This is a genomic window from Burkholderia sp. BCC1638, assembly GCF_902833195.1.
GTDB classification, from domain to species: domain Bacteria; phylum Pseudomonadota; class Gammaproteobacteria; order Burkholderiales; family Burkholderiaceae; genus Burkholderia; species Burkholderia diffusa.
Window position 1 is genome coordinate 74,603 of the sequence record NZ_CADFEC010000026.1, and the last position, 12,368, is coordinate 86,970.

Annotated in this window: 11 protein-coding genes; 7 read left to right on the forward strand and 4 right to left on the reverse strand. The window is 65.2% G+C overall.

Annotated elements, in window-relative coordinates; translation table 11 throughout:
• Positions 1-53 precede the first annotated feature (53 nt).
• The 4 genes from HWX22_RS24790 (at position 54) to HWX22_RS24805 (ending at position 4,093) form a co-directional block, all read left to right on the forward strand.
• Positions 54-833, forward strand: coding sequence for an acetoacetate decarboxylase (locus HWX22_RS24790; protein WP_175916579.1), 780 nt, complete (start codon positions 54-56; stop codon positions 831-833).
• 15 nt (positions 834-848) lie between these two features.
• Complete coding sequence (locus tag HWX22_RS24795; RefSeq protein ID WP_175916580.1) at positions 849-1,631, forward strand: 3-hydroxybutyrate dehydrogenase; 783 nt, start codon at positions 849-851, stop codon at positions 1,629-1,631.
• 10 nt (positions 1,632-1,641) lie between these two features.
• The gene (locus HWX22_RS24800) at positions 1,642-2,913 is read left to right on the forward strand and encodes a patatin-like phospholipase family protein (protein ID WP_244135281.1); all 1,272 of its coding nucleotides are present in this window, start codon (positions 1,642-1,644) and stop codon (positions 2,911-2,913) included.
• Positions 2,914-3,088: 175 nt separating this feature from the next.
• Complete coding sequence (locus HWX22_RS24805; protein ID WP_175910286.1) at positions 3,089-4,093, forward strand: VTT domain-containing protein; 1,005 nt, start codon at positions 3,089-3,091, stop codon at positions 4,091-4,093.
• A 621-nt stretch (positions 4,094-4,714) separates the two neighbouring features.
• Here the strand turns inward: HWX22_RS24805 and HWX22_RS24815 are convergent.
• The 3 genes from HWX22_RS24815 to HWX22_RS24825 form a co-directional block, all read right to left on the reverse strand.
• Positions 4,715-6,271, reverse strand: coding sequence for a DHA2 family efflux MFS transporter permease subunit (locus HWX22_RS24815; RefSeq protein ID WP_175910290.1), 1,557 nt, complete (start codon positions 6,269-6,271; stop codon positions 4,715-4,717).
• Positions 6,272-6,374: 103 nt separating this feature from the next.
• The gene (locus HWX22_RS24820; protein ID WP_175910292.1) at positions 6,375-7,691 is read right to left on the reverse strand and encodes an HlyD family efflux transporter periplasmic adaptor subunit; all 1,317 of its coding nucleotides are present in this window, start codon (positions 7,689-7,691) and stop codon (positions 6,375-6,377) included.
• Between the two features lie 34 nt (positions 7,692-7,725).
• Complete coding sequence (locus HWX22_RS24825) at positions 7,726-9,693, reverse strand: efflux transporter outer membrane subunit (RefSeq protein ID WP_175910294.1); 1,968 nt, start codon at positions 9,691-9,693, stop codon at positions 7,726-7,728.
• Between the two features lie 454 nt (positions 9,694-10,147).
• On the opposite strand from HWX22_RS24825, the gene HWX22_RS24830 reads away from it, so the two are divergent.
• From HWX22_RS24830 to HWX22_RS24840, 3 genes are all read left to right on the forward strand, one after another.
• On the forward strand, positions 10,148-10,648 hold the full coding sequence (locus HWX22_RS24830; protein WP_175910296.1) for an Ohr family peroxiredoxin: 501 nt from the start codon (positions 10,148-10,150) through the stop codon (positions 10,646-10,648).
• A gap of 148 nt (positions 10,649-10,796) precedes the next feature.
• On the forward strand, positions 10,797-11,276 hold the full coding sequence (locus HWX22_RS24835; RefSeq protein ID WP_175910298.1) for a carboxymuconolactone decarboxylase family protein: 480 nt from the start codon (positions 10,797-10,799) through the stop codon (positions 11,274-11,276).
• Positions 11,277-11,280: 4 nt separating this feature from the next.
• Complete coding sequence (locus tag HWX22_RS24840; RefSeq protein WP_175910300.1) at positions 11,281-11,685, forward strand: cupin domain-containing protein; 405 nt, start codon at positions 11,281-11,283, stop codon at positions 11,683-11,685.
• Between the two features lie 132 nt (positions 11,686-11,817).
• Here the strand turns inward: HWX22_RS24840 and HWX22_RS24845 are convergent, their stop codons facing one another.
• On the reverse strand, positions 11,818-12,264 hold the full coding sequence (locus tag HWX22_RS24845) for a DoxX family protein (RefSeq protein ID WP_059701045.1): 447 nt from the start codon (positions 12,262-12,264) through the stop codon (positions 11,818-11,820).
• Positions 12,265-12,368: the final 104 nt, after the last annotated feature.

The following is a 12,368-nucleotide window of genomic DNA, read 5'->3' on the forward strand; positions in this document are numbered from 1 at the left end:
CCAGGGCTGTTGCCATGGTGTGACCCGGCACCTCACCAACCGAGGAACGATCCGTGACAGAAGAAGATATCCGCAACAAAGCGTTTACGATGCCCGTGCACAACCCGGCGTATCCGCGTCCGCCCTTCCGCTTCGTCAATCGGGAGTACTTCATCATCTCGTACGAGACGGACATGGACACCCTCCGGGCCGTCGTCCCGGAACCGCTGACGGTCGACCAGGCCGTCGTCCACTACGAGTTCATTCGGATGCCTGATTCGTCGGGATTCGGTGACTACACCGAAAGCGGCCAGGTGATCTCCGTTCTGGACGAGGACGGCGCTCGCGCCAATTTCACGCATGCGATGTACCTCGACGACGAAGGCCCGATCGCCGCCGGACGGGAAATCTGGGGATTTCCCAAGAAACTGGCGTCGCCGCGGCTCTACGTCGACGGCAAGGACACGCTGCTCGGCACGCTCGACTACGGCACGCAGCGCATCGCCACAGGAACGATGGGTTACAAGTACCGCGCACTCGACACGGAAGCCGAGCGCCGCAAGCTCGCCGACACGCCCAACTATCTGCTCAAGGTCATTCCGCACGTCGACGGCTCCGCGCGCATCTGCGAGCTGGTGCGATTCTTCCTGCGCGATGTCGACGTGATCGGCGCATGGGAGGGACCCGCCGCGCTCGAACTGCATCCGCATGCGCTCGCGTCGGTTGCCGACCTGCCGGTTCGCAAGGTGATCGGCGCGCGCCACGTCATCGCGCATCTCACGCTCGATATCGGCGAAGTGGCCCACGACTACCTCGCCCCCGCCGCGTCGCTGAAGCTCGCGGTCAACCAGTAAACATCAGGAGGACGTATGGCACTGAATGACAAGATCGCGCTCGTGACGGGCGCGGCAAGCGGTATCGGCGACCTGTGCGCACGCAAGCTTGCGGCGGACGGCGCGACCGTCGTGATCGCCGATCTGAACCTCGCGGCCGCCCGCAAGGTTGCGGACGATATCGTCGCGGCCGGCGGCAAGGCATTGGCGATCGCGATGGACGTCACCAGCGAGGAAGCCGTCGAAGCCGGCATGGCCGAAACGGTGAACCGGCTGGGCGGCATCGACGTGCTCGTGTCGAACGCGGGCATCCAGATCGTCAACCGGATCGAGGACTACGCATTTTCCGACTGGAAGAAGATGCTGGCCATTCACCTGGACGGGGCATTCCTGACGACGCGTGCCGCCATCGGGCACATGTACGCGTCGAACAAGGGCGGCACGGTGATCTACATGTGCTCGGTGCATTCGCACGAAGCCTCGCCGCTGAAGTCCGCCTACGTGACCGCGAAGCACGGGTTGCTCGGGCTTGCGCGCGTCGTCGCGAAGGAAGGTGGGCCGCGCGGCGTACGCGCCAATGTCGTGTGCCCGGGCTTCGTCAGGACGCCGCTGGTCGACAAGCAGATTCCCGAGCAGGCGAAGGCGCTGGGCATCTCCGAACAGCAGGTCGTCAGGGACGTGATGTTACGGGAGACCGTCGACGGCGAATTCACGTCGGCCGCCGATGTCGCGCACACGGTTGCGTTCCTGGCCGGCTTCGAGTCGAACGCGCTCACCGGACAATCGATCGTCGTCAGCCACGGCTGGTTCATGCAATAAGGAGGGCACCATGTATTCGAGCCAGCGTAACAAGCTGAAGCAGCCCCACCGCATCAAGCTGCCCGCGTATGACGAAATCGGGCTCGTGCTGCAGGGTGGCGGTGCACTCGGCTCATATCAGGCCGGCGTATATGAAGGCATGGCCGAAGTCGGCGTGGAGCCGACGCGGATCGCCGGCGTATCGATCGGTGCGCTGAATACGGCGATCATCGCCGGCAACGCGCCGGCGGACCGCACGGACGCGCTCCGCGGCTTCTGGAACACCATCAGTCAGCCGGGCGATCCGCTCGCTCACGTCGGCGCGTGCATGTCGGCATGGCCCGGGCTGGCCGACGTGGGGCGACGGTGGTCGAGCGCATGGGCCGCCACGCGCACGCTGATGGAAGGCCAGGAGGGATTCTTCTCGCCGCGCATGCACGTGCCTTTCGCCGGGTTCGGCGGGAAGCGTCCCGACCAGGTCAGCTATTACGACACGTCGGCGTTGCGCGAAACGCTCCTGCGGTACGCCAATTTCGACCGCATCAACGACGGGAACATTCGCGTATCCGTCGGCGCGGTCAACGTGCGAACGGGCAATCTCGTCTATTTCGACAATACGAAAATGCGCCTCGCGCCGGAACATTTCATCGCGTCCGGCGCGCTGCCGCCGGGTTTTCCGGCCGTCGAAATCGATGGCGAGTTCTACTGGGACGGCGGCCTCGTTTCCAATACGCCGCTCACCGAGATCATCCGCGAAAGCCAGCACAAGGACACGCTCGTCTTCCAGCTCGATCTGTGGAGCTCGCGCGGCAAGTTGCCGGGCGACTTCCTCGATGTCAGCGAACGCACCAAGGACATTCAGTATTCGAGCCGCACGCGCGCGATCACGGCGTTCATGTCGCAGAACCAGAAGCATGCGCAGATGATCAAGGCGCTGCTCGAACATATTCCCGAACACGTGCGGCTTGCCCACCCGCTGCTGCGGGAAGCGCAGAAGACGGCGGACGGCAGCGCCGTGAACGTGGTGCACCTGATCTACAAGAACAAGGCGTTCGAGGGGCACTACAAGGACTACGAGTTCAGCAAGGACACGATGCGCGAGCATTGGGCGAGCGGTCTCGAGGACATTCGCCGTTCGTTCGGACACCCGGAGTGGTTCGAGATTCCGAGCCGGGAAACCGGCTTCGTCACGCGGGACGTGCACCGCTATCGGCACGACGTCGACGAAGCCGGCAGCCTCGGCAAGCATGCCTCTCCCGTGGAACCACTGCCACCGGAGAAGGAATCGTCCGTCGTCGGGTAACCCGTATCGACGCCAGCCGCGGGTGAGCCAGGCGGTCGGCCGCGGGCCGGCGACGCGTGACCGGCGCCCCGCCGGTGCCGCTCCCGACTCGCGGTACCGCGCTTGCAGGACCGCTTCCGTCGGAGCCATGACCGATCGTCGAGATCGCGCGTGCGCTCGTCTCAAGGAGAGCACCATGATGTCGCATGAAATGATCGCGCGGTACGGCACGTTGGTCGTATTCCTGAACGTGCTCGGGTCGTCGCTCGGCCTGCCGCTGCCTGCCATTCCGACCTTGATCACGGTGGGCGCGGGTATCGCGCTCGTGACCCATGTCGCGTCGTCGGCGCTGCTGCATTTCTCGACGATACTGGCCGCCGCCGTGGTTGGCGGCCTGCTTGGCGACCTGATCTGGTACCAGGGCGGAAAGCGCTACGGCAAGCGCACGCTTCACACCGTCTGCAAACTGACGCCGTCGCGCGACGCGTGCGTTCGGACGACCGAGCGCTTTTTCGGCCGCTGGGGCGTTCGCGTGCTCGTGGTCGCGCGGTTCGTACCCGGCCTGTCGCTCGTGGCCGTTCCGCTTTGCGGCGCGATGGCCGTCAGGTTGCGCGCCTTTGTCTTGCACGATTGCGTCGGCATCGCGCTGTGGGCATCGATCGGACTGGCCGTCGGCACGCTGTTCGCGTCGCAGATCGACGCGTTCTTCGCGCTCGTCGCCCGTCTCGGCTGGCATGTGCTCATCGTGATCGGCATCGCACCGCCACTGTATTTCGTGTACGGATATTGCCGCCGGCGCATGCTGGCAAGCGCACTCGGTAAAGCGCGGATCAGCGCCGCGGAACTGCATGCGCTGCTCGCGAACAATCCGCGACCGGCCGTGATCGATATCCGTTCCGCCGAACGAAGAATGCTCGATCCGTTCGTCATTCCGGGCGCGGTGATCGGCGATGAACGCAAGCCCCGCCAGATCATGGAACGTTACGGCACGAACCGGACACTCGTCATCTATTGCGCGTGCCCGCACGAAACATCTGCCGTGTCGGTGGCCAGGCAGCTGCGGCTGTCCGGCGTCAAGCTCGCGTTGCCGCTCACCGGCGGTATCGATGCATGGCGCATCGCGGGCTTCGACGTGGTGCCGATGGTCGCGATGAACGACACGGCGATCGGCCCGGAAGAACGGAAAGCCTTCACGTATTGACGCAGTGGCGCGCCCGGATTCCCGGGCAGCGGGGTATCGCACCGTCGGCGGCCTGTCGGGCCGCCGATTCGATTTGCGACGGTCAACACCTCAATGACGCCTCCATCGGCTCGCGCAGCGAGTGCCGGACATCGACATCGCGCGCCTCGCTCCTCTTCTTCCCGGTCACATCCTCGGCGGACCTGACACGACGCACTCGGCGACAGTTGCGCCATGCGCCGACTGCATCACTTGTCTCGAACCTGAGGGCATGACGCGCTGTCGTTCATGTAACGGGTAAAGCGTCCGTTCCGCCGCTGCGCGCCTGGCGGGCACTTTCCCCGACACGGTCAGTGAGATCGGCGTAACGGAAGTTCGACGTCGGCAGGCTTGGTACGCCATCAAACGCATTTCCGTGACGATAGAGGCACTGGTTGGCCCCGAACGGCTTGATCAGTTTGACGAAGCGTTTGACGCAAGGCACGGCCGCTTCCTGCAACGACCCGACCGATCCGCAGAACGCGACTGCATGGTGTCCATCATTTTGACGGACACCATGCCGACATTGATCCACACGGATTTGGCGCATCCCGGTGCGGCGGCAACCGAGCGATCGTCGCCGCGCGATTCCGGCGGCCTCGTTCAGTGACCGCCTGCCGCGATCCCGGCGCCCCCGCCCTTGCCCGGCCGGGTGAGCCAGACCAGCGGAATGATGACGATGAAGATGATCGACGACAACCAGAAGATGTCGTTCAGCGCGAGCATCGCGGCCTGTGCATTCAGCGTGCGTTCGAAAAACGCCGCAGCCTGGTCGACACCGCCGCCGAGGGTCGCCTGGAGCTGCGCGACGGCACTCGTGTAAGCGGGGTTGTTCACGCTCGATTGCTCGGCGAGCCGCGCGTGATGCAGGATCGTCCGGTCATTCCATCCCGTCGCGATCAGCGAGGTGCCGACGCCGCCCGCGAACACGCGCACGAAGTTCGACAGCCCGGCGGCCGCCGGAATCCGGTCGGGCGCGAGGCCCGACAGAATGATCGCGGTCAGCGGCGTGAAGAAGAGCGCCATCGGAATGCCTTGTAGCAGGGTCGGCAGCACCAGCGTATACGGGTCGACGCCCGTCGTGTAATGCGAGCGCATGAAGAACACGCCCGCAAAGCCGACGAAGGCCAGCGTCGCGAGCACCCGCGCATCGGACTTCGGCATGATCTTCGCCATCAACGGTGCCATCAGCACGGCGAAGATCCCGAGCGGTGCCGTCACGAGCCCGGCGTCCACCGATCGATAGCCGAGATAACCCTGAATCCATTGCGGCAGGATCACGAGGTTCGAGAAGAACACCGCGTACGCGACCGAGATCGCGATCGTGCCGCCGCGGAAATTGCGCACCGCGAACAGGCGAACGTCGACGATCGGGTTCCGCTCGGTGAGCTCCCAGATCAGGAAGAACACGAAGCTGACGGCGGCGATCACGGCGAGCGAGCAGATCACGGGCGAGCTGAACCAGTCGAGATCCTTGCCTTTGTCGAGCATGATCTGCAGCGTCGCGACCCATACGACCAGCGACATCAGGCCGACCTTGTCGATGGGCAGCTTGCGCACCTGCGTCTCGCGGTCGCGATAGATCATCCACGTCACGCCGGCCGCGAACAGGCCGACCGGAATGTTGATGTAGAAGATCCACGACCAACTGTAGCTGTCGGTGATCCAGCCGCCGAGCGCGGGACCGGCGATCGGGCCGACCGTCGCGGTCATCGACCAGAGCGCGAGCGCGGTCGAGCTTTTCTCCTTCGGATACGAGCCCAGCAGGATCGCCTGCGAAAGCGGAATCAGCGGCCCCGCGACGGCGCCCTGCAACACGCGCGCGGCGAGCAACACGAGCAGGTTCGGCGCGATGCCGCATAGCCACGACGACAGAACGAACAGCACGATCGCCGCCACGAACAACCTGATCTGCCCGACGCGCTGCGTGAGCCATCCGGTCAGCGGAATCGCAACGGCATTGGCCGCCGAGAACAGCGTGATCACCCACGTGCCTTCGTCGACGGACACGCCGAGGTTTCCGGAGATGGTCGGAATCGCCACGTTGGCAATCGACGAATCGAGCACGTTCATGAACGTCGCGAGCGCGACGGCAAGCGTCGCCAGCACCAGCTTTCCACCCGTGAGCGGCGGCGGCGCAGGTTGAGTCGAGGAATTCATTTTGCTCATACTCCGAAGGTCGACCGCGCCGGCGCATCGTTCCGGCCAGTCGGATGATTGAATCGACCGGAACGCGACTGCCATGCGTATCCCGGCCGACGGTTCAACTCGCGCGCCGCGTCGTGTCGCGCGGGTCCTTTGCATCACGCGTGGCGGAAGCCGTCGGCTCGCCGACACGCGCCGTCGCCCCCGCACGTCCGATCACGACGTTGCGCGCGATGATCTTCTCGATCTCGGCATCCGCCTGTGCGCCATATTCGGCAAACACGTCCGTGCGATACGACGTGTTCGTCGCCGCGCCGAGCTGCGGGCCCGTGTCGTCGCGCGTATCCACATCGACGTCCATCGACAGTCCGATACGCAGCGGATGCGCGTCGAGTTCCTTCGGGTCGAGCTGGATGCGCGCGGGCAGGCGCTGAACGATCTTGATCCAGTTGCCCGTCGCGTTCTGCGCGGGCAGGCTCGCGAATGCGCTGCCCGTGCCCGCCGAGAAGCCGACCACGCGGCCGTGATACCTGACCTTTCCGCCGTACACATCGGCCGTCAGCGTGACGGGTTGACCGATGCGCATGTTGCGCAACTGGCTTTCCTTGTAGTTCGCGTCGACCCACACGCCGTCGAGCGGCACGATCGCCATCAACGGCGTGCCGGGCGACACGCGCTGGCCGACCTGAACCGAACGCTTCGCGACGTAACCCGTGACGGGCGCGGGCAGCACGTTGCGCGCGTATGCGAGATAAGCGTCGCGCACCTTCGACGCGGCCGCCTGCACGTTCGGGTGCTGATCGATCGTCGTGCGGTCGGTCAATGCGCGGTTGGCTGCCGCCTGTTGACGGGCAGCGTCGAGCGCGGCACGCGCGGCCGCCACGGTGTCGCGTGCGTGCGCGATGTCCTCGGCCGACACGGCCCCCGTATCGGCGACGGCCGCGCGACGACGCAGGTCGTCCTGGGCACGCACGAGATCGGACTGCTTCTGGGCGATGTTCGCGGCATACAGATCGTCGTTCACGTAGAGACTGCTCACTTGGCGCACGGTCTGGCCCAGCGCCGCCTCGGCGTTGCCGAGCGCGACTTTGGCGTCGGCGGCGTCGAGCGTGACGACAGGATCGCCCGCCTTCACGATCTGCGTATCGTCGGCGTTCACGGCGACGACGGTACCCGCCACCTGCGGCGTCAACTGCACGAGATTGCCGCTGACGTATGCGTCGTCGGTTGATTCGTGGTAACGCGCGAACGTCAGGTAGTACGCGCCATACGCAACCGACGCCGCCACGACCGTCACGCCGAGCAGCGCCAGCAGAAGCCGACGGCGGCGCGTCGCGCCTTCGCTTGCGACATCGTCGCCGCCCGACGGCGACGTATCACGATTCACGCGGGAGGCGTCGGCCGGCTTGCGTACCGGCGGATCGATTTCGCTCATTTCAATTCTCCAGGCAGATTCGATGGATCGCCGCTCAGCGCGCGGCGACAGCAGGCACGGCCGCTACGCGCACATCGGCATGTGCCGATGTGCCTGCGCCCGCGAATGACGTGTCGACGAAGCCGCCGCCCAAAGCGGACGCGAGCGCAATCTGACGATCGCGGCGATCCATGCGCAGATTCGCGACGCTCTGATCGGCGGAAAGTGCGTTGATGTCGGCGTTCAACACCGTCAGTTGATTCGTGAGACCGGCCTTGTACTGCGCGAGCGCCAGCGCGGCCGCCTTCAGCGCGGCCTGCTGCGCCGTCTGCGCATCGATCAGCTCTGCGTCCGTCGAACGCACGTCGGCGACTTGCGTCGCGACTTCGCTCAGCGCGGTGACGAGCGCCTGGTTATAGGTCGCGACGGCGAGATCGAAGTCCGCGTAGCGCCCCTTCAGTTGCGCACGAAGTGCACCGGCGTCGAAGATCGGCAGGTGAATGGCCGGTCCGACCGACGCGGTACGGCTCGCCGCCGTCAGGAAACGGCCGAAGCCGAACGCATCGAGTCCGATCGCGGCGCTCAGGTTGATGTCCGGATAGAACTCGGCCTTCGCTTCCTTCACGCCGTGCACGAGCGCATCGACACGCCACCGGGCAGCCACGATGTCGGGGCGCCGGCTCACGAGATCCGCAGGCAGATTGTCGGGCACGCGTACCTCGTTTCCAGTGCCGAGCGTCGGGCGCCCGATCCCCAGGCCGCGATCGGGACCCGCGCCGAGCAGCGCGGCAATCTGGTAGCGCGCCGCGAGGATCCGGCCGTCGAGCGATTTCAGCAACGCACGGCTCGTCGCGAGATTCGCGCGCGCGGTCTCCCGCTCGACCTGCGTATCGAGCCCGGTCGCGATTCGGCCCGCGGCGATGCGATCGATCTGCTCGCGTTGGGCGATCTCCCGTTGCGCGATGTCATGCAACAGGAACAGGCGTGCAAGTTCGTTATAGGTGCGTGCGATCGCCGTCGTAAGCGTCAACCTGACCGCTTCCGCGTCGGCGCGGCTCGCCTGCAGGCCGGACACCGACGCGCGCAGTGCCTCGCGTTTCTTGCCCCAGAGGTCGAGCTCGTACGAAGCGCCCAGGATGCCGCGGTTCTCCGTCTGCCATGACCCACCATACGGCGGCGGCACGAGCGCTGTTCCAGAAAACTGCTGACGCGTGAGCGCGTAGCTGGCGTCGACGCGCGGCATCGTCCCCGCCCGCGCGGATTCGCTGTAAGCCTGCGCGGCTGCCACGCGTGCACGCGCCTGATCGAGTGTCGGGCTGCTCTCGAGCGCCTCGTCGATCAGAGACTTCAGTTGCCCGTCACCGAACTGATCGGCCCAGTCGGCGGTCGGCCAATGTCCTTGCTCGGACGGCAGGCTCTGTTGCGTCGCGTAATGCTGCGGATCGGTGATCGCCGCATCGCCGTGAATGCCGGCGTAGTTCGCGCACGCCGACAACGCCGATGCGACGATCACCGGCACGCCGGCCCTGAACGCGCGCGATGCATTCCGCCACGCGATCGAAAGCATGGTCGTCGCGCGTGCCTTCACGAGCGCGATCAATGTCCGGATGCCGATCCATGGATTCAGCAAACCGCGGCGCACCTGCTCGCTGTGACCGACACCGCACACGCACCAGCTGCAGAAGTGCTCGCAGTTGTTCGTCAGAAGCCGATAGCGGTCCTCGCCGACGCGCGACCAGGCCCGCTCGACGACAGCGACTCCGGTATAGACGGCGTCCGGTTCCGCCTGAACATGGATGCCGTGGTTCGCCGCGAAGCGACGCAACGGGATGCATTCCACCGGACACCGCCTCGCGGAACGATCGAAGCCGCCATAGTGAACAACCAGTCCGTCTCCGACGTAGATGCCGTGATGCACGTAGCCATCGCGCTCGCTGACGAGATGCGCGCCTGCGTCGATGCCGGGTTCCGTACGAATCGGTCCGTGCGAAAGCGTCGGCCAATCGATATCCAAAGTGTCCATCGCAAGCCTCCGATTGCGTAGGTGTGCCGCATGTCGCGTCACCGATGGGTTGCCTGCATGCGCAAGCCGAACATCGGCCCGCATTGCCGTGCCGTCATACTAGGATCCGCACTCATGCGCAGGTAGACCCGCATCGGAACACTGACCCGTTCCTCATCGGCACCAATCGGCTGCACCCGCGGTCGTGCAACGCTCGACGCGAGCGACACCCGCCGCTCTCGCCGCATTGGTGCGAAGCGGGCAACACCATGCATCCCTGACCGATCTGGTCCAACGACCCGTCTTTGCCTAGCATGCAAGAGCGCTGGGGCCATCGTTCGGATGGCGGTCGTGGGGAACGGCCTGCAGGCAAGCGCTGCACCATTGCGCCGATTCGCTTCGGGAAACGACGCGCCGCCCCGATACGCAGGGCTCGAAACACTCGCGTCGATCAATACAAGCAACCGGGAGGCATATGGAGAACGAGAGGTTGCAACCTCCGCCGTTGACACTGCTCGACAAATACCGCGGACAAGAATTCGCCGCGCTCTACACGACCACGGTCACCGTTTCCGGGGGCCAGTCCGGTCATGGCCGCGCATCGGGCGTCGCACGATCCGATGACGGCTGTCTCGCCCTCGATCTGCGATTGCCGACCGAACTCGGCGGGCCGGGCGGCGGAACCAACCCCGAACAGCTTCTCGCCGCCGGCTACGCCGCGTGCTTTCACGGCGCGTTGAGCCTGATCGCTCAACGCGATCGGATCGACATCCGGGAAGCGACCGTCGCCGTCGAAGTGGCGTTCGGTCGCGATCCGGTCGATGGCGGCTATGCGCTGACCGCCACCGTCACCATCCGCATGCCGGGCGTGGACCGGCAGGTCGCGGAGCGACTCGTCCGCGACACGGAGCGCCTGTGTCCTTATTCGAAGATGGCACGGCAGGGAATGTGCAGTGTCGTCGCCGTGTCGGCGTGATTGGTGCCGAAGCGGCAACAGAGTGCGCACGTTCCTGGTTCTACCGGCCCGCGGGACCCGCGATTACGATGGTTGCCAGGCAGGTCGTGCGATGCATCGCCATGCTCACGACCACTCGTGCAGCTTCCACCAATCAGGAGAACGGATCATGACGCAACGTATCAATTATTTTCAGCAATCGCCGGAACTGACCAGGAAACTCGTCGAACTCGACGGGCTGCTTCAGAAGACGGCGATCGAGGTTCCGGTCCGCGAGCTCGTCGAGATTCGCGCGTCGCAGCTCAACGGCTGCGCGTTTTGCGTCGACATGCACATCAAGATGGCGAAGATCCACGGCGAGCGCGAACTGCGCGTGCATCACGTCGCGATCTGGCGCGAGTCGCCGCTGTTTTCGCCGCGCGAGCGCGCCGCGCTCGAATGGACCGAGGCGCTGACGCATCTCTCGTCGCATGGCGTGCCGGACGATCTCTACGAGCGCGTGCGGGCCCATTATTCCGAGCAGGAACTGTCGGATCTCACCGTCCTCGTGGGCGCGATCAACTGCTGGAACCGGCTGAACGTCGCGTTCCACATCGTGCCCGGTTCGTTCGACAAGATGTTCGGGCTCGACAAGGCCAACCTGGAGTAACGCCATGAAACGCATCGTGCTTGCACTTGCACCGCTTGCGCTGTCGCTACTGACGCCCGTTCAGCCGGTCGTCGCGGCACCGCAAGCCAAGGTCACGCAACTGACGACGGAATCGTTGCCCGAGTATCCGGGCAAGGAAGTCGAGATGATCGTCGTGGATTATCCACCCGGCAGCGTCGACCCCATCCATCGCCACGACGCACACGCATTCGTCTATGTGCTCGACGGCAGCATCGTGATGGGCCTGAACGGCGGCAAGACGGTCACGCTTCATGCCGGCGACACGTTCCACGAAGGCCCGGAAGACGTGCATACGGTCGGACGAAACGCCAGCAACACGAAGCCGGCAAAATTCGTCGTGTTCCTGATCAAGAACAAGGGCGCCCCCGTCCTCACGCCGGTGAAATAGCAGGACCGTCGTCGCGCCGGTCACCGGGTCGGGCGACGACGAAACCGAGCGCGATCTTCAGTGAAAGTCATGGCGCCGCGAACGGGCGCCATGATCGAACGACCTTCCTGATGCGTCATGCCGCGCTGGCGTTCAGGCGCGACCGTCTCCTTCCGCACGTCGGGCGTCGCCGAGCATCGTGACGAGAACCAGCGCGGCAATCAGCCCAAGGTGCTCGAAGAAGCTGTTGAGCGCCATGAAATGCGCCGCGCCCGTGTGGTTCCAGAAATCGTTCGCCACGACCATCGCGACGAGCGTCAGCATGCCGAGGCTGCCGGCGCCGAGCCACGTGAAGCGGCGAAACACCACGCAGAGCGAACCGCCGATCTCGACCACAACCGCCAGCGCAGCCCACAGCGCGGCCGGCTGCAGGCCGAAATGCGCCTGCTCGGCCACCGCTTCGTCGAAATGCATCGCCTTGTTGATCCCGCCGATCAGAAACGCGGAGACGAGTGCAAGTCGTACCAATGGACCGACCCACGGCTGCGCAAGCAGAACCCGGATCCACCCGGGGCTGTACCGACCGGTTGTCGTCGACATGTCAGACCGCCCAGCACGAACAGCCGAACGCGCCCCAGAAGCCCTTCGCGTCCGACGTCGGCAATGCGCTGCCCCACGCGCTCGCATGCGCATGCTGGTGCACG

Coding starts and splice junctions, on each gene's coding strand:
- HWX22_RS24830 (WP_175910296.1), top strand. CDS start 10,148: ATGGAGAACGAGAGGTTGCAACCTCCGCCGTTGACACTGCTCGACAAA.
- HWX22_RS24815 (WP_175910290.1), bottom strand. CDS start 6,271: ATGAATTCCTCGACTCAACCTGCGCCGCCGCCGCTCACGGGTGGAAAG.
- HWX22_RS24845 (WP_059701045.1), bottom strand. CDS start 12,264: ATGTCGACGACAACCGGTCGGTACAGCCCCGGGTGGATCCGGGTTCTG.
- HWX22_RS24835 (WP_175910298.1), top strand. CDS start 10,797: ATGACGCAACGTATCAATTATTTTCAGCAATCGCCGGAACTGACCAGG.
- HWX22_RS24805 (WP_175910286.1), top strand. CDS start 3,089: ATGATGTCGCATGAAATGATCGCGCGGTACGGCACGTTGGTCGTATTC.
- HWX22_RS24840 (WP_175910300.1), top strand. CDS start 11,281: ATGAAACGCATCGTGCTTGCACTTGCACCGCTTGCGCTGTCGCTACTG.
- HWX22_RS24820 (WP_175910292.1), bottom strand. CDS start 7,691: ATGAGCGAAATCGATCCGCCGGTACGCAAGCCGGCCGACGCCTCCCGC.
- HWX22_RS24795 (WP_175916580.1), top strand. CDS start 849: ATGGCACTGAATGACAAGATCGCGCTCGTGACGGGCGCGGCAAGCGGT.
- HWX22_RS24825 (WP_175910294.1), bottom strand. CDS start 9,693: ATGGACACTTTGGATATCGATTGGCCGACGCTTTCGCACGGACCGATT.
- HWX22_RS24800 (WP_244135281.1), top strand. CDS start 1,642: ATGTATTCGAGCCAGCGTAACAAGCTGAAGCAGCCCCACCGCATCAAG.